This is a genomic window from Agreia sp. VKM Ac-1783, from assembly GCF_900177765.1.
GTDB lineage: Bacteria > Actinomycetota > Actinomycetes > Actinomycetales > Microbacteriaceae > Agreia.
This window is the reverse complement of sequence record NZ_FXWI01000003.1, coordinates 608,095-624,349: the sequence shown is the minus strand read 5'-3', so window position 1 is coordinate 624,349 and position 16,255 is coordinate 608,095. Positions and strand designations below refer to the sequence as shown.

Annotated in this window: 17 protein-coding genes; 8 read left to right on the top strand and 9 right to left on the bottom strand. The window is 67.6% G+C overall.

Annotation, left to right across the window (positions count from 1 at the left end):
- Nucleotides 1-15: 15 nt before the first annotated feature.
- Together CCK87_RS12625 and CCK87_RS18045 are read right to left on the bottom strand one after the other, a co-directional pair.
- Nucleotides 16-921: a hypothetical protein gene (locus tag CCK87_RS12625; protein ID WP_086461743.1), complete on the bottom strand. Its 906-nt coding sequence runs from the start codon at nucleotides 919-921 to the stop codon at nucleotides 16-18.
- Between the two features lie 104 nt (nucleotides 922-1,025).
- Entirely contained in the window at nucleotides 1,026-2,111 is a 1,086-nt protein-coding gene (locus tag CCK87_RS18045) for a LysR family transcriptional regulator (RefSeq protein WP_170927273.1), read from the bottom strand.
- A gap of 60 nt (nucleotides 2,112-2,171) precedes the next feature.
- On the opposite strand from CCK87_RS18045, the gene CCK87_RS12610 reads away from it, so the two are divergent.
- Genes CCK87_RS12610 through CCK87_RS12595 form a run of 4 tightly spaced genes read left to right on the top strand, consistent with a single transcriptional unit; the run spans nucleotide 2,172 to nucleotide 6,295 of the window.
- The gene (locus CCK87_RS12610; RefSeq protein ID WP_086462042.1) at nucleotides 2,172-2,609 is read left to right on the top strand and encodes a DUF5997 family protein; all 438 of its coding nucleotides are present in this window, start codon (nucleotides 2,172-2,174) and stop codon (nucleotides 2,607-2,609) included.
- A gap of 18 nt (nucleotides 2,610-2,627) precedes the next feature.
- Entirely contained in the window at nucleotides 2,628-3,734 is a 1,107-nt protein-coding gene (locus CCK87_RS12605; RefSeq protein WP_086462041.1) for a VIT1/CCC1 transporter family protein, read from the top strand.
- 48 nt (nucleotides 3,735-3,782) lie between these two features.
- On the top strand, nucleotides 3,783-5,108 hold the full coding sequence (locus CCK87_RS12600; protein WP_086461742.1) for a right-handed parallel beta-helix repeat-containing protein: 1,326 nt from the start codon (nucleotides 3,783-3,785) through the stop codon (nucleotides 5,106-5,108).
- A complete protein-coding gene (locus CCK87_RS12595; protein WP_086461741.1) occupies nucleotides 5,105-6,295 on the top strand; it encodes a Dyp-type peroxidase in 1,191 nt (396 codons plus the stop codon). Before CCK87_RS12600 ends, CCK87_RS12595 begins: the two co-directional genes overlap by 4 nt.
- Nucleotides 6,296-6,305: 10 nt before the next feature.
- Here the strand turns inward: CCK87_RS12595 and CCK87_RS18315 are convergent, their stop codons facing one another.
- The 3 genes from CCK87_RS18315 to CCK87_RS12585 all read right to left on the bottom strand — a co-directional run bounded on the left by CCK87_RS18315 (nucleotide 6,306) and on the right by CCK87_RS12585 (nucleotide 7,604).
- The gene (locus CCK87_RS18315) at nucleotides 6,306-6,443 is read right to left on the bottom strand and encodes a hypothetical protein (RefSeq protein WP_166428661.1); all 138 of its coding nucleotides are present in this window, start codon (nucleotides 6,441-6,443) and stop codon (nucleotides 6,306-6,308) included.
- A 100-nt stretch (nucleotides 6,444-6,543) separates the two neighbouring features.
- Nucleotides 6,544-7,164, bottom strand: a complete 621-nt coding sequence (locus CCK87_RS12590; protein ID WP_086461740.1) for a DUF2510 domain-containing protein — start codon at nucleotides 7,162-7,164, stop codon at nucleotides 6,544-6,546.
- Complete coding sequence (locus CCK87_RS12585; RefSeq protein WP_086462040.1) at nucleotides 7,161-7,604, bottom strand: nitroreductase family deazaflavin-dependent oxidoreductase; 444 nt, start codon at nucleotides 7,602-7,604, stop codon at nucleotides 7,161-7,163. The genes CCK87_RS12590 and CCK87_RS12585 overlap by 4 nt, the downstream gene beginning before the upstream one ends.
- Nucleotides 7,605-7,679: 75 nt before the next feature.
- On the opposite strand from CCK87_RS12585, the gene CCK87_RS12580 reads away from it, so the two are divergent.
- Both CCK87_RS12580 and CCK87_RS12575 read left to right on the top strand, forming a co-directional pair.
- Complete coding sequence (locus CCK87_RS12580) at nucleotides 7,680-8,324, top strand: hypothetical protein (RefSeq protein WP_086461739.1); 645 nt, start codon at nucleotides 7,680-7,682, stop codon at nucleotides 8,322-8,324.
- Entirely contained in the window at nucleotides 8,321-8,995 is a 675-nt protein-coding gene (locus CCK87_RS12575; protein WP_086461738.1) for a DUF4166 domain-containing protein, read from the top strand. The genes CCK87_RS12580 and CCK87_RS12575 overlap by 4 nt, the downstream gene beginning before the upstream one ends.
- Here CCK87_RS12575 and CCK87_RS12570 read toward each other — a convergent pair.
- The 4 genes from CCK87_RS12570 to CCK87_RS12555 are packed head-to-tail and all read right to left on the bottom strand — an operon-like array spanning nucleotide 8,964 to nucleotide 13,035.
- Complete coding sequence (locus CCK87_RS12570) at nucleotides 8,964-9,848, bottom strand: EamA family transporter (protein ID WP_086461737.1); 885 nt, start codon at nucleotides 9,846-9,848, stop codon at nucleotides 8,964-8,966. The two genes, CCK87_RS12575 and CCK87_RS12570, sit on opposite strands and share 32 nt — an antisense overlap.
- On the bottom strand, nucleotides 9,845-11,512 hold the full coding sequence (locus tag CCK87_RS12565; protein WP_086461736.1) for an FAD-binding oxidoreductase: 1,668 nt from the start codon (nucleotides 11,510-11,512) through the stop codon (nucleotides 9,845-9,847). Before CCK87_RS12565 ends, CCK87_RS12570 begins: the two co-directional genes overlap by 4 nt.
- Nucleotides 11,509-12,258 carry a lysophospholipid acyltransferase family protein gene (locus tag CCK87_RS12560; protein ID WP_086461735.1) on the bottom strand — a complete coding sequence of 250 codons (750 nt, stop codon included), beginning with the start codon at nucleotides 12,256-12,258 and terminating at the stop codon, nucleotides 11,509-11,511. Before CCK87_RS12560 ends, CCK87_RS12565 begins: the two co-directional genes overlap by 4 nt.
- Complete coding sequence (locus tag CCK87_RS12555; RefSeq protein WP_085484785.1) at nucleotides 12,259-13,035, bottom strand: SDR family oxidoreductase; 777 nt, start codon at nucleotides 13,033-13,035, stop codon at nucleotides 12,259-12,261.
- A 71-nt stretch (nucleotides 13,036-13,106) separates the two neighbouring features.
- Between CCK87_RS12555 and CCK87_RS18610 the strand changes: the two genes are divergently transcribed.
- Both CCK87_RS18610 and CCK87_RS12550 read left to right on the top strand, forming a co-directional pair.
- Nucleotides 13,107-13,925, top strand: a complete 819-nt coding sequence (locus tag CCK87_RS18610; RefSeq protein WP_140162839.1) for a hypothetical protein — start codon at nucleotides 13,107-13,109, stop codon at nucleotides 13,923-13,925.
- Complete coding sequence (locus CCK87_RS12550) at nucleotides 13,922-16,243, top strand: SDR family oxidoreductase (RefSeq protein WP_249273878.1); 2,322 nt, start codon at nucleotides 13,922-13,924, stop codon at nucleotides 16,241-16,243. Before CCK87_RS18610 ends, CCK87_RS12550 begins: the two co-directional genes overlap by 4 nt.
- The last annotated feature ends 12 nt before the right edge of the window (nucleotides 16,244-16,255 follow it).

Below are 16,255 nucleotides of genomic sequence, written 5' to 3'. Positions count from 1 at the left end.
CCAGCGCACACTTCGTCAGGCGAGGTCGCCGTCGGAGAGCGCCTCGTCGTCGAGCATCTCGACCCAGCGGGCGAGGAAGGCCGCACCCGCGTCGTCGTGGATGAGCGCGCCCGCCGTGAGCACCGGATAGGCGGTCTCGGGGATTCCGTCCTCCGGGCGCACGTCGACGTGCACCACCGCCTCGCCTCGCTCGTGCAGCCAGGTGGCCATGGCATAGTCGCCGCGCGAATCGCCCATGGTTCGCCACTCCGTGGGCATCGGCCCGGTTCCCTCGAGCAGCATCAGCGCGCGCTCGGCACCGAAGTCCTTGCCGACCCTGACCGACTCGAAGTCGGTCGAGATGATCGACGGGTCGGCGCGATACTGCACGGCGCCGGATGCGTCGGGATAGTCGACCGTGCCCCGTCGCGCCCCGAAACCGCGGGCATTCAGGAGCGCGATCGCGGCCTCGTCGATCTCGAGCTGGCGCGCGAGGAACGATTCCTTCGACACATCGAGGCGCTGCTCGTAGGTCACGGTCGCGCGCTTGGTCTCGTCGTAGAACACGAGGTCTGCGTAGCGCTCTGCCACGAGCGCTCGCACGTCGTCGGCGAATCCGGGCGGCGGCGCGAGCGAGACGTCGATGGACAGCTCCCCGGCGCCCTCGGGCGTGATCGCGAACCAGGTCGCGCCCTTCTCGCAGATGGCGAAGACGCGTGCGTGCGCCTCGAGTCCCGCCGCCAGAAGCGGCTCCACGACCTCGTCGGCGATGAACGCATCCGAGCGCCCGGTGTTGAAGATCACCGGAACGCCCGCGTTCGCCAATGCGGCGAGATCACGACCGATCGACGGCACGTTGATGGAACGGGTCACCGGGCTGGCGATCGGTCCGTCTACGTCGAGAAGGAGTCCGAACTGGCGAGAGGAAGTCACCCGATCCATTCTTCCGCACGCCGAGCGCGGTCGTTCGCGCCGAGCGCGGTGGCGCGACCGCCACGCTCGGCGGGAGCCAGCGCGCTGGGCGAGCGGCTCTACGCCGTCTGCGGTCAGCGGCCCTTCTGGCGGTATCCGCCCGAGGGCCGGGGCTTGCGCGCTGTTCCGAGCGGTCGAGGCGTCTTCGCGGCGGCGCCCTTGACAGCTCCCTTGGCGGCGCCCTTCGAACCCTTTGCACCCTGGGCGCCCGTTCGAGGCTTCTTTCCCTCGTTCTTTGGTGCCCGCTGATCGGCGGGGGCACTCGACGAAACGACGGGCGCTGCGGCGCGCGAACTCGTGGCCCGCCTGCCACGCACGATTCCGATGAACTCCTCGATGCGGTCACTCGGATCTCCGGCCATCCAGCACAGCGCGATCTGCGTCTCCGGCAGGTCGAGCACGGGCCGCGCCACCACGTCTTTGCGCGCGTGCAGGCGAGCGACGGAGTGCGGCAGCACGACGATGCCGGTTCCTGCGGCCACGAGATCGAGCGCGTCTTCGACCGATGCGGGCTCGGGCAGATCAGGCCGAGTGCCCTCGATCATCTCGGTCGCGATGTCGGACCAGCCCTCGACCTCGTCGGGGTGCTGAATCAAGTGCTCGTCTGCCAGTTCGGCCAGACGCACCTCCTCGAGCTCCGACAGCGGGTTGTCTTTCGCGACGACGACGACCGGCACCTCGTCGTAGAGCCGGATGGCGCTGAGCCCCTCGCCGTCGATGGGCAGGCGCACGAAGGCCACGTCGGCGAGGCTCTCTCGCAGCACCGACACCGCGTCGTCGCCGAGGGTGGGCAATACGACGAGCGGGATGTCGGGGTGACGCGTCTCCCACTCGGTCGTCCACTTCGTGATTGTCACTCCGGGCACAAAGGAGATCCGGAACGGAACCGGCCGCGCCGCCTCCTCAGCCGCCAAGGCGGCCCGTTCGTCGCCCGCCACGATCAGCGCCGGAGCGGCCTCGAGAAGCGAGCGACCCGCATCCGTCAGCTGTGTGCCGGGGAGTTCGCGGTCGAACAGCGGGTAGCCGAGCTGCGCCTCGAGGTCGACGACGGCCTTGCTCAATCGGGTGCGGGCGATGCCGAGCGCGAGCGCGGCGCGGCCGAAGTGCAGCTCCGTGGCGACGGCGGAAAACCATCTCAGGGTGGTCGGGTCGATGTCCACGGGGCTCCTCGAAGGCTGATGACCGGGCAACAGGTCAGGTCTCAGGCTACCCTTGGCATCATGACGCCCGCGAAAACCCCCCAGACAATGAAGCCCGCCACCGCGGCCAAGAAGCTCGGCGTGCTTCTGGATGCGACGCCCGCCGACTTCCAGCAGGGCACGGTGTCGCGCACTCAGCTCGACGAACTGCTCGCCACGCCCCCGGAGTGGGTCGTTCAGCTGCGACTCAATGGCCCGCATCCACGCCAGATCGTGGCCTCGAAGCTCGGAGTCACCATCTCGGGCCTGGCTCGCGGCGGCGTCACCGAGCCGCTCACCACGGCCGAGATCCAGGAGCTGCTGGCGAACCGCCCGGAGTGGCTCGTGCGCGAGCGCGCGACGCAGGCCGAGGTGCGCCGTGAGGCAGCCCGCGTCAAGCAGCTGAACGAGGAGAAGGCCCGCAAGGCAGCCCACCTCGCTCGCCAGGAGAGCCAGCGCGCCGCCGCAGCCTCCAACTGATCCGCGGTGAGCGCATCGGTGCCTGACCAGCCGGTCGCAGCCGAACCGGGTACCTCGACGCCGCGTGCGGCCGACATCCGGCGGTGGCGGCGCTACCTCGCCGACGAACAGCTCGAGGCGGCCGTCTACCGCGATCTGGCCGAGCGACGCACGGGCGAGGAACGCGAGATCCTGCTGGCTCTCGCCGATGCCGAGGCACGGCACGAGCAGCACTGGCGCCGCCTGTTGGGAGACGACGTCGGGCGTACGCTGCGGGGCGCCACCCGCACCCGCGTCCTCGGCTTTCTCGCCAGACGCTTCGGATCCGTCTTCGTGCTCGCCCTCGCGCAGAGAGCCGAGGGGCGCTCGCCCTACGACACCGATACCGACGCGACGGCCGCGATGGCTGCGGACGAGCGCATCCACGAAGAGGTCGTGCGCGGACTCGCGACCCGAGGGCGCATGCGGCTCTCAGGAACGTTCAGAGCCGCGGTCTTCGGCGCGAACGACGGTCTCGTGTCGAACCTCGCCCTCGTCATCGGCATCTCTGCGAGCGGTGTGCCGACCCACGTCGTTCTGCTCACCGGCATCGCTGGCCTGCTTGCCGGCGCGCTGTCGATGGGGGCGGGCGAGTACGTCTCGGTGCGTTCTCAGCGCGAGCTGCTTGAGTCATCCACTCCCGATCCCGATGCGCGAAGCGCCGTCGCCGACCTCGACGTGGATGCCAACGAGCTCGCTCTCGTGTACCGAGCGCGGGGCATGAGCGAGGCAGACGCAGAGGAGCACGCCCGCGAGGTGCTGCGCACGCACGACCTCGCTCTCACGGCCGACCCCGCCGTGCACGCGCAGAGCGACGAGCACGAGGCGGTCGGCACGGGAATCAGTGCCGCCCTCTCGAGCTTCTGCTTCTTCGCGTCGGGCGCGATCATCCCCGTTCTGCCCTATCTGTTCGGGCTCTCAGGACTGCCGGCGCTGCTCATCGCCGCACTGCTCGTGGGCCTGGCATTGCTCGCGACCGGCGCGATCGTCGGCATCCTCTCGGGCGCTTCGCCGCTCAAGCGCGGGCTACGCCAGCTCGCCATCGGCTACGGGGCGGCGGCCGTGACCTATCTGCTCGGACTCCTCTTCGGCACAACTGGCGCCTGAGGTCGCCGAGCAGACGAATAACCCCGTCTGTGACGATAAACTCGCGATGTGAATTTTCGCCTCCTCCCCGCACTACTGGCACTCGCGCTCGTCGCCACCCTGAGCGGCTGCGCCGTCGACGCGAAGCCATCCGGCCCCACGAACGCCTCCTCCGCGACCGTGCGCGTGCCGGCTGATGCCGCCACGATCCAGGACGCCGTCGATAAGGTGCCCGAGGGTGGGATGGTTCTCGTCTCCCCTGGCACCTATACCGAAGAGGTCACGGTCTCGACGAAGAACATCACTCTGCGCGGACTCGACCGCGACGGCGTGATCATCGACGGAGAGGGACTGCGGGCCAACGGTATTCAGGTGATCGCCGACGGCGTGCGTGTGCAGAACCTCACCGTGACCAGGCACACCTTCAACGGGGTGCTCGTCACGGGAATGCACGACGAGAACGGCCCTCAGGCCCACAACCTCACAGGCTATCAGAAGCTCGACCCCGAGAAGTTCCCTCCCCTGCAGCGCTTCGAGGTCGACCACGTCACCGCCACGAACAACGGCCTCTACGGCATCTACGCCTTCAACTCGCAGAATGGGGTGCTGAGCAATAACTACGCCTCGGGCTCGGCGGATTCCGGCTTCTATGTGGGCCAGTGCCAGAACTGCTCGATCCTGGTCTCGGGCAACGTGGCCGAGCGCAATGCCATCGGCTATGAGAACGCGAACGCCTCGGACTCCGTGGTGATCACGGGCAATAGGTTCTCGGGCAACCGTGTGGGGCTCACCCTGCTCAGCTGGTACCAGGAGGCCTTCGTTCCCCAGCGCGGAGCGACCGTGGTCGGCAACGTGATCTCAGACAACAACTCCGCGGACTCCCCCGCTCAAGCCCAGGGCGGCTTCGGCATCGGTGTGGGGCTCTCGGGAGCACAGAGCGACACCCTCGAGCGCAACGTCATCGCCGGCAACAGCGTCTCTGGCGTGCAACTGTCGAACACCGAAGACATCGCCACGACGGGAACGCGACTCACAGAAAACTCCCTCTCGGGCAACGGGGTCGATGTCGCCGATGTCGCGGCCACGCGCAGCCCCACGACGACCACCTGCATCGCCCCCGACGCGGGTCTGATCGTGCTGCCCGCCGACCTGGCGGCATCCTGCACGGCCGGCGCTTCTGCGGGTGTGCCGACCTCTGCCCTGCCTGCCGTGCAGACACCCGCGGGAGTGTCGTTCCTCAAGGTGGGCCAGCCCCGTCCTCAGCCGAACCTCGACGGCGATCTGACCGCTGTTCCCGATGCCCTGCCGAAGACCGGCCCGGCGAGCTCTTTCGACGCCGCAGGTGTCGCGCTCCCCGCCGCCGATCTGCTCGCCAGCAGCACGGGAACCCGATGACCGGCGCCGAAGCACCCAAGGGACCCAGCCGTCGCGCGCTGCTCGGCGCGCTCGGTATCGCGGTGGGTGCCGGTGCCGCGGGCGCGGCGGGTGCGCTCACCGCGACGGGCTCGTGGCCCGGCGAGACGAAAGCACCGGATGCCGGCGCCACGCCCGCGGGTTCGTCCGGCCAGCCGGTGCCCGCGAGCGGCCGCTATCAGGCGGGAATCGCGCGCCCCGCGACCCCCCAGCACTTCGGCTTGCTGCTCGTCTGCGACCTCGACAGCACCGACACCGCGTGGCTCGGTGCGCTGGGGCAGCGGATCCTCGAGCTGACCACGACCGCGACGCCGACCGACGTGCTGCCCGACGGACCGGGCGATCTGACGGTGACGGTCGGCCTCGGGCCGCGGATCGTTGCGGCACGCGACCCCGCACTGCCGGGCGCCCAAGACCTGCCCTCGTTCGCCGGAGACGAGACGATCGAGCCACACCGCCGAGGTGGCGACCTGCTGCTCGCTCTCTACTCCGACGACCCCAGCGTGCTCACCGCCGTGGGCGACGATCTGCTCACCCTGGTGCCGGGTGCGACCCCGCGCTGGCGTCAGCGCCTCTTCCGCGGACACGGCGAACACGGCGTCGTGCGCAACCCGTTCGGATTTCTCGACGGCATCATCGTGCCCCACGGCGACGAAGAACTCGCCGAGAACGTGTGGATCGGAACCGGAACCGCCGACGCCGCGCTGGCCGCGGGCACCGTGTGCGTCATCCGGCGGCTGCGTCTCGACACGTCGGGCTTCGCCGCCCTGGGAACGCCCGCGCAGGAGCGGGTCGTCGGACGCGAACGCATCGAGGGAACCCCACTCTCAGGCGGGCCGAAAGACGGCGAGGTCAACCTGAACGCGAAGACACCGGAGGGCGAGTTCATCACCCCGTTGCGCAGTCACGCGCGCGCGGCGCACCCGTCGTTCACGGGATCGTCGCTGATGCTGCGGCGCGGCTACGCGTTCGACGACGGCCTACTGCCAAGCGGAGAGGCCGATGCGGGCCTGGCGTTCATCTGCTTTCAGAACACCCTGCGCACGTTCGTCGCGACACAGCAGCGGCTCGACGAAAACGACGACCTGATGAAGTACGCCACGCCGACGGGCAGCGCGACCTTCTTGATCCTGCCGGGGTTCTCAGCGAGCTCGCCGCTGTCGTTCTGAGAGGCGAATGCTACTTCTTCTTGACGTTCGTCACGGCGTCGGAGGAGTGATTCGCCGCACCGCTCTTGGTCTTCTTATCTGCCCGCTTCTCTTTGAGAGAGCGTGCTGCCGGCTTGGCGACGGCCTTGCGTGCTGATTTCTCGCCCATGGTGCATCCTCGTTTCGAGAGCCCGGATGACCCTTGTCTCGACGATAGGCCCTCTGCGACGGAGCCATCCACCATCCAGGCGACTTGGGAGAATCAGACCTCAGTAAGACGTCAGGTACGACATCGCTACGGAGACCATGCCGACGATCTTGACGGTCACCACGATCAACGACACAACGACGACGCCGATGGTGATCCAGATGGGCAGCATCGCGCCACCGCCGGCCCGTCGCCGAACGATGACCGTTCGGCCGATGATGTACACGGTGCCGCCGAGAAAGGTCCAGGCCCAGTGGAACGGTCGGTCGAAACCACGTGCGGCGAGCGTCTTCCAGTCGAAGTAGGCGAGCAGCACGGTGACGCCGTAGATGACGAATCCGAGCGCCTGAACGATCAGGTAGCCCGGGTCGAGGTACTGCGCCAGAGGATCGTTCGGAGAGTTGAGCGAGGCGCGCATGTAGGCGTCGGTGTCCCACAGGGCGACGGCGAGAATCGCCAGGAGCGGCAGCAGCGTGATCAACCAGATGAAAGGCGTGTAGACCGGCGTGCCCTGCGGCACCCGCCTCGGCACCCCTGCCGGCGAGAAGGCCTGGAGCGTGGGGTCCGAGACATGCTCCGTCCAGTTCTGGCCGTCCCACCACCTGCTCCCGGGGCCGCCGGTGGGATCCGGGAACCAGCCCGCGGCCGGAGCGACGTTGTCGAAGTTCGGTGGGTTCGTCATTCGACGCCCTTCTCTGTCAAGACGAACAGCGGAATCTCGCGGTCGGTCTTCTTCTGGTACTCGGCGTAGTCAGAATAGGCGGCGACGGCGCGCTCCCACCACACGGCCTTCTCGTCACCCGTGACCTCGCGGGCGAGGTAGTCCTTCTTCACCGGGCCGTCCTGCAGCTCGACGTGCGGCTGGGCGAGCAGGTTGTAGTACCAGACCGGATGCTTCGGGGCACCTCCGAGAGACGCGACGACGGCGTACTCGCCCTCGTGCTCGACCTGCATCAATGCGGTCTTGCGCAGCTTGCCCGACTTGGCGCCCACAGAGGTGAGCACGATCACCGGCATTCCGCGCAGCGTGGTGCCGCGAGTACCGCCGGATGCCTCGTACTCCTCGACCTGCTCACGCGCCCAGTCGGACGTGCTGGGTTCGTAGTCGCCTGTCAGTGGCATCAGGTTTCTCCTTCTGTCGATGGTCTGCTGCACCGACACTACGCTGGCAGACAGAACGATTCGAAGGAGCACGCCATGGTTCGGAAGAACCGCGCACTGTATGTCGAGACCACGGTCAGGGCCGACATCGACGAGATCTGGCGCCTCACGCAGACCCCGCAGCTGCATTCGCGCTGGGACCTGCGCTTCAGTCTGATCGCCCCCGAAGCCGAGCAGTCCGCGGACGACTCCCCCTCCCGATTCCGCTATGAACGGCGGCTGCCGTTCCACACGATTCGGGGAACCGGAGTCTCCCTCGGTGAGCGCACTGGAGCTCGCGGCGCCCGGACCTCCGCCCTCGTCTTCTCGACACGAGATCCCCTCTCGCCGCTCGCCTCTGGCCGTGGATACTGGCGGTATCTACCGAATGCCGACGGATCGACGACGTTCACCACCGGCTACGACTACGTGCCTTTCGCGGGCCGCGCCGGAGCCCTGCTCGACCGCATCGTGCTGCGTCGCGTGGTGTGGTGGATGACCGCGTGGAGCTTCGATCGACTGCGCATCTGGGCGGAGACCGGAACGCCTCCGGAATCCTGGCCGATCGCATCCGTCGCCGCGTTCTGGAGGGCCGAGAGGCCGAAGGCCTCGCGCTGCCGCTCCCGCCCGGCGCGCGCTGCGCGCGACCACGACGCGATGTCCGACGCCCCGGCGTCGCTGGCCGGGCTGGTCCACGAGTGACCGCCATCTTCGCGCTGGCGCTCGGTGAGCAGTTCGAGCGGCTGCACCCGATGATGAAGAAGAGGTTCGGCGTCGGCCTCGACGCGGGCTACGCATGTGTGGGCACGGGAACGATGACCCGCATCAGGCGCGGCCCCTGGTGGACCGTGCCCTTTCTCTGGATCGGTCGCGTCCGCAATATCCTCGTGCCGATTCAAGGCACCGATGTTCCTTTCACCGTCGAGAACTTTCCCTATCGCGATCCTCTCGGACGCGAGACGGTCACGTTCGTGCGCAGCTACGGCGCTAGCCCTCGGCCTCATCGTTTCGACGCCACCATGATCTACAGCGAGCGGGCTGGGCGGGTCATCGACTACCTCGGCACGCATCAGCATCTCGCCGTCGACCTCGATCTCAGGGTGAACGACGACGGCTCGCTACTGCTGCTCTCAGACGCGCAGCGCTTCTACGAAGGCCCGGTCGCCTTCCGTTTTCCGATGCTCTTCAGCGGGCGTGCTGAGCTGCACGAGAGCTACGACGACGCGGCGCAGCTCTATCGGATAAAGCTCGAGGTGCGCAACCGTTGGTTCGGCTTCCTCTTCGGATACGAGGGCACGTTCAGCTGCACGTTCCCCCCTGCTCTGGATGCTCCGGCCGAACTCAAACCGGTTCGGCACGAGCGACGGGAGTAGCCCCCGGGCCCGCGCTGCGCACCGCTCCGATGCTCGCGGTCACGACGAGCGCGATGGCGAGCACTCCGACGAGCGAGATGTGCTGAGCCAGAAGCACGACCCCGGCGAGCGCTGCGATCGCGGGCGCCAGACTCATCAGAATCGCGAAGGTCGACGAGGGGATGCGTCGGAGCGCGAATAGCTCCAGGGCATACGGAATGGTCGACGAGAGAATCGCGACGGCTGCCCCGAGAAGCAGGATGTCGGGCCGCACGATCACCGGGCCAGCGGCCGCGACCCCGAGCGGAAGGGTGAGCACCGCGCCGATGGCCATCGCGAGGGCGAGGCCGTCGAGCCGGGCGAAGCGACTGCCCGTGCGCGACGACAGCAGGATGTAACCGGCCCAGCTCGCTCCGGCTCCCGCGGCGAAGAGCACCCCAACGGGATCGAGCTCGCCGAAGCTGCCCTGGCCCAACAGAAAGACGCCGACGAAGGCGAGAACCGCCCAGAGCCAACTGGATGCGCGTCGGCTCGTGGCCACCGAGAGCACGAGCGGCCCGAGAACCTCGATGGTCACGGCTGCGCCGAGCGGGATGCGCGCCAGGGCCTCGTAGAACAAGCCGTTCATCACGGCGAGGGCCAGGCCGAACAGCACCACCGTCATCCAGTCGCCGCGGCTACGGCCCCGCAGCGACGGCCGCGCTATCGCGAGGAGGATGAGAGCGGAGAAGGTGAGCCGCAGCGCGACCATGCCCAGCGCGCCGACGCTGGGGAACAGCAGCACGGCGAATGCCGCTCCGACCTCCTGGCACGCCAGCCCTGCGACGACGAGCCCCGCCGCTCCGACGGGGCCGCCGAGACGGGCACGTGTCATTCGTCGAGCAGAACCTTGCCCGGGTTGAAGTGGCGACCGGGGTCGACAGCTCCGAAGAGTCCGCGCATAATCTTGACGCCCTCGGTCGAGATGTCCTGCTCCATCCAGGGAGCGTGCTCGAGACCGACGCCGTGGTGGTGCGACAGCGTTCCGCCGGCGTCGATGAAGGCCTGCTGGATCGCACCCTTCACCACGTCGTAGTTGGGGATCGCATCGCCCGTGTCGAGGTAGGCGAAGGTGAAGTAGAGGCAGGCGCCCGACGTGTACGAGTGCGAGAGGTGCGCCATGATCCAGCCCTTGACGCCGATCTCGTCGAACGCGCGGTTGGCGCTGGCGATCACGTTGCGGTAGAGCTCGGGCAGCTTGGCCCAGGGGGCGGCGGTCTCGGACACGTCGGCCGATCCGCCCCAGTCGAGGAACCAGTCGCGGATGTACGGGGTGTCGAACTTCTTCTGGTCGTAGAGCACGCCCGGGCCCTTGCCGACCGTGATGCCACCGTGCTTCTTGACGATGCCCGCGATGATCTTCTGGTTCGTCGCGACCAGCTCTTCGCCGCCCTCGTTTCCGACGAACGACAGGCACATCTTGTCGGTGTCCCAGCCCTTGGCCTTCAGGAACACGCCGAGGCCTTTCGTGGCGAGAGCCGAGAAACCCTTGCTCTTCTTCGACGTGGCGAACGAGAACAGCGTCTCGTTGCCGTCGGAGACGCGGGTGATCGAGGGGGTGGCGTCGCTCTCGGAGATCTCCCGCATGGCCGCGAGTCCCGCGTCCCAGGTGGGGTAGAGATAGGCGAGGATCTCGCGCTTGGCCGGGATGCGGTGGATCTGCACGGTGACCTCGGTGATGACCCCGAGACGCCCCTCGCTGCCGAGAATCATCTCGCGCACGCTCGGGCCGGTCGACGTGCTGGGCAGCGGGCGCAGCACGAGCACTCCGCCGGGGCGCACGACCCGCAGGCCCTTGGCGATGTCTGCGATGTCGCCGAACTTGTCGCTCTGCATGCCGGAGGAGCGCGTCGCCACCCAGCCGCCCACGGTGGAGTGGGTGAAGCTGTCGGGGAAGTGGCCGAGGGTCCAGCCGGCGGCGTTGAGTTCGGCTTCGAGGTCTGGCCCCTGGGCGCCGCCCTGGATGCGCGCGAGACTCGAGTCGGCGTCGACCTCGATCACGCGGTTGAGTCGGCCGAGGTCGAGCGACACGACGGTGCGCTCCTCGGCGGCGAGGGGCTCGAGGCTGCCGGCGATGTTGCTGCCGCCTCCGAAGGGGATGAGCACGGCGTCGGCCGCGACGACCGCATCGACGATCAGCCGGACCTCGGCCTCGTTGGCCGGGTAGACGACGACGTCGACGGCACGGGGGAACGCGCTGGTGCGAACGCGGATGAGGTCGCGGATGCTCTTTCCGAATGTGTGCACGACGCGGGACATGTCGTCGGTCTCGACGTGCTCGTCGCCGACGATTCCGGCGAGCAGCAGAACAAACGACTCCGCCGCGCGACTGGAGGGGACATCGATGTCGTCGAATGTCGGCGGCTCGCCCTTGGTCTTCGTGAGGTCGAGCCCGAGGTTCTTCTTCACGAACGGCGCGAAACCGGGCTTGTTCTCGTGGTGGAAAGCGACGCCGTCGACGCCCCAGCCCCACCATTTCATGTGCTTGACATCGCTCATTGAAGGGCTCCTCTAGATCGTGGGGACTGGCCAAGGATAGTCTCGGAATGAAGCTCGCGCAGGCGCAGGATCTCTTGCTTCGTGCGCTCGGCGAAGTGACCGGGGGTCTCCCCCGCGATCGGTCGAAGAGGCTCACCGAAGACGACGCCGACCGGGTAGCGGCCCCGTCGGGGCCAGTTCGCTCCCCGCGGATGAGCCACGTGGGCGCCGATCAGAGCCATCGGAATGGTCGGTACGTCGCACGATGCGGCGAGCGCCGCGGCTCCGGGCTTGAACGCTCCGACCTCGCCGTCTTTCGATCGTGTTCCCTCGGGGAAGATCAGGATCGGAATGCCTCGAGACAGGAGCGACCGGGCACTGATCGACTTCGCCTTCGATTCCATGCGCTTCACGGGGAAGGCGTTGAAGAAGAGGGCTGTGAGGCCGCGCCTCCACCACACAGCGAAGAAGTAGTCGGCCGCGGCGCCGGTGGCGAGGTAACGCGCCAGGCGCCGTGGGAGCGAGCCGACGATGAGCGGCGCATCCAGATGGCTGGAGTGATTCGCGACGACCACGAACCCTCCGGCTACGTCTTTGAGCTTCTCGCGGCCGATCACGGTGACTCGGGTGAGCGACCAGATGAGGGGCTTCAGCAACCCGCGCTGCACCACGAAACGGGCTGCCGCGTGCGTAGGCGAGTTGAATCGATCACGCTCGCCGGCGACATCGCCGGGGCGTCTTGGTGACGCGGGTTCTCGTTCAGCCATCTAAGTGACCGGCTTCTTTCGACTCGAGGAAATCGACCCGGAGACTGCGCGAATCGCACTCCTCGGTGCGTGGCGAGCCAACCAGATGAGGGTTCGGTACCGAACAGTCGGTATGGAGATTACCCTGCCTCGGTCAACGTCGCGCAAGCATGCCGTGACAAGTTGTTCGGCGTCGAGCCACAAGAAGTTTGGAATGCTCGACGCCTTGATTCCGGCCCGCTCGTGAAACTCGGTGTGCACCCAGCCCGGGCAGAGCGCCGTCACGCCGATTCCTGTGCCGCGCAGTTCGACGGCGAGTCCCTCGGTGAACGAGGTGACCCACGCCTTCAACGCGGAATACGCGCCCATCGTCACGAAACCCGCTGTACTCGAGACGTTCACGATCTTTCCCGAGCCGCGCGGCAGCATCCCGCGCGCGGCGGCGCCGGAGAGCACAAGCACCGCTCGGCACATGACCTCGAAGGCACGGTCGTGGGCCGAGACATCGGCGTCGATGAGCGACGTGTGCACCCCGAATCCGGCGTTGTTCACGAGCATGTCGATCGGCCGAGAGGCGTCTTCGAGGCGTTCGGCGACGCGGGCGACATCGTCGCGGTCGGCGAGGTCGGCCGGGAAGATCTCGACCGAACGGCCGAGGGCGCGGATCTCGTCGGCCATCTCCTCCAGTCGCGGAACGCTTCGAGCGACGAGAACGAGGTCATATCCCTGCGCAGCGAGGGACCGGGAGAACGCAGCACCGATGCCAGACGTTCCTCCCGTAACGAGAGCTACAGCCATGGGGTTAGGTTAGTCTGCTCTTCACGGCGTCGTTTACGCACGCAGGTTTTCGACCAGTCGGCAGGGCTTTCATGACATCCACAGACGCAGCTTCGAGTGCGCGGTTCGACGTGCGGGCGTTCGCCAGCACTGCCCGCGGCACACTGCGCCCCGAGCTCCAGCTCGAGGGCTACGAGGCCTCTCAGCTCTCGCCCGAGGCGGTTCATCTGCTGCGCTACCTCGGTCGACTCGAGAGCGCGACCATGGAGCAACTGCGCAACCTCCTCGTGACGGCCACCCACAAAGACGCTCGAGTCACCGCGTTTCTCGTGACATGGGCCTTCGAGAAGTTCTGGATCGCCGACGCGATCGACCAGATCCTCGGAGCCAACGGCAGCATCGGCGCGCAGGTGGGCGACGAGGGCACGCCGCGCTCCGACCGCTCCGAGTCGGCCGAGCGCCGCGGGCCGATCCGACGCGCCATCCTGGCCATGGGCCAGGGCGTGCCGCTCACCGGTGTGCATATGACGGCCGGCCTCATCGACGAGTGGGTCATGGCCACGGCCTACGAACGACTGGATGCTGTGGCCGGGCACCCGACGCTCAGCGCGACACTCGATACCATCCGCGGCATCAAGGCCCGGCACGAGTCGTTCTTCGCCGAAGAAGCTCATCGCCGCCTCGCCGAGTCGGCCAAGACCGTCAAACAGGCGACGAGCCAGCTCTCCCACGCAGCGTGGCCGATCGGCGCGGTCGATCGCTCAGACGCAGACAGAACCTTCTTCGAACAGATCGTCTTCGGCGGTGCCGACGGACTCCAGCGCGCAACCACGATCGGAAACAGAGTGGCAGAACTTCCCGGCCTGACCCCGCAGACCGGCGACGCCGTCGCCCGAAAGCTGCGATCGTGAGCGACGCGGTGGCCAGCACCGTGAGCGAGGCGCTGTCATGGACTGCGTCCTCCGATCTCGGCGACGCCCACGTCTTCATCACGGGAGGAACAGGTTTCGTCGGCCAGGCGATCGTCGAACGGCTGCTCTCATCGCATCCGGCGACCACGATCTCGCTGCTCATCCGCACCAAGGGCAGCACCACCGCCGACGACCGTCTGCGCACCCTGTTGCGCAAGCCCGTGTTCGGCCCGTGGCGCGAGCGCGTCGGCGAAGAAGAGGTCGAGCGCGCCGTGCGCGAGCGGCTGCGCGTGATTCCGGGCGACCTCGCCAACGTTCCGCCGCTGCCGGCCGATCTCGACGTCGTGATCCACAGCGCATCCACCGTGTCGTTCGACCCGCCCATCGATCAGGCCTTCGAGACGAACCTCGGCGGTGCGATCGCTCTCTACACGGCCCTGGCCGAATCCGGCGGCGACCCGCACGTGGTGCACGTGTCGACGGCTTACGTCGGCGGGCTGCGCAAGGGCATCGTTCCCGAGGGGCGACTCAAGCACGAGGTCGACTGGCGTGCAGAGCTCACTGCCGCTCGGGATGCCCGGGTGCGGGTCGAGATGGCATCGCGCCAGCCCGAGACGCTGCGAACGTTCATGCACGACGCACGCGTCGTCCACGGCAAGGAAGGCCCGCAGGCTGTGGCCACCGCCGCCGAGAACGGACGCGTCGAGTGGGTGCGCGAACGCCTCGTCGACTACGGGCGGAGCCGCGCCCAGAGTCTCGGCTGGACCGACGTCTACACGCTCACGAAGTCGTTCGCCGAGCGGGCGGCGGAAGAGCTGTGGCGTGACACCGGTCACCGCCTGTCGGTCGTGCGCCCGGCCATCATCGAGAGCGCGCTGCGCCACCCGTACCCCGGGTGGATCGACGGGTTCAAGGTGGCCGATCCCCTTGTTCTCGCCTACGCCCGCGGCAACCTGACGCAGTTCCCGGCCCTGCCCGACACCGTGCTCGACGTGATCCCCGTCGACTACGTGGTCAACGTCATCCTCGCTGTCGCCGCGAACCCGGCTGAGGCGGATGCAGAAGTCGACTCTGCGTACTACCACGTGAGTTCCGGCGCCCGGAATCCGCTGCCGATCCACCGCATGTTCACCAACATGAACGAGTTCTTCACGGCCACTCCGCTGCCGCACGAGAACGACGGTCACATCGAGGTTCCGTACTGGACCTTCCCGGGAACCCGCAAGGTCGACCGAGTGCTGCACAACCAGGAGATCTGGAACGCACGGCTCGAAAGGGCCCTCGAGCGCCTGCCCTCGACCGAGCGCACCCGCGTGCACGTCAAGAAAGCCCTGAAGCGCAAAGACGACCTCGAGAACCTGCGCACCTTCGTCGAGCTCTACCGCGCCTACGTGCAGACCGAGATCATCTTCGACGACCGCAACACCCGGGCGCTGCACAACGCACTGCCCGCCGAGTTACGCGACGACATCGGATTCGACGTGACCGCGATCGACTGGGAGGACTACCTGCAGAAGGTGCACTTCCCGTCGATCACAGCGCTGACCCGGGCGTTCGCTCTGCGCCCGGCGGCGTCGGAACGGGTCGCGAAGGCGCTTCCGCAGCGCAGCGACGTGCTCGCCGTCTTCGACTTCGAGGGCACGGTCGTCGACTCCAACATCGTCGAGCAGTACCTCTGGGTGCGCTCGGCGGGCTTCCGCAAGGCCGCATGGCCCAGCGAGGTCGCGAGCCTTCTCACGTCGCTTCCCGGCTATCTGAAGGCGGAGCACCGCGACCGCGGCGAGTTCATCCGCGCGTTCCTGCGTCGCTACAGCGGCATGCCCGCGAAGCGGCTCGAGAAGGTCGTCTCTGGCGGCTACCGCGAGACGCTGCTACGGCACACGATGCCTTCGGCGATCGCGCGCATAGAGGAACACCGCGCCGCCGGTCACCGCACCGTTCTCGTCACCGGATCCATCGGCATCCTGGCCTCGCCGCTGACGGCGCTCTTCGATGACGTCGTCGCCGGATCGATGCATGAGCGCGACGGCATACTGACCGGCTACCTCGCGCAGCCGCCTCTGGTCGACGAGGCGCGGGCTGCCTGGTTGCGGCGCTACGCAGAGACGCATGGCATGGATCTGTCGAAGTCGTACGGCTACGGCGACAGCCACTCCGATCTCGTGTGGCTTCAGCTGCTCGGCAACCCCACCGCCATCAACCCCGACACCAATCTTTCTCGCGAGGCGCTCCGAAGAAGATGGAGCATCCACAACTGGAAACGCGGCACCCGCGGAGCATCCGCCCTGCCGCAATTCGCGAAGGGAACCGGAGAGTAAACTCTCCTCACA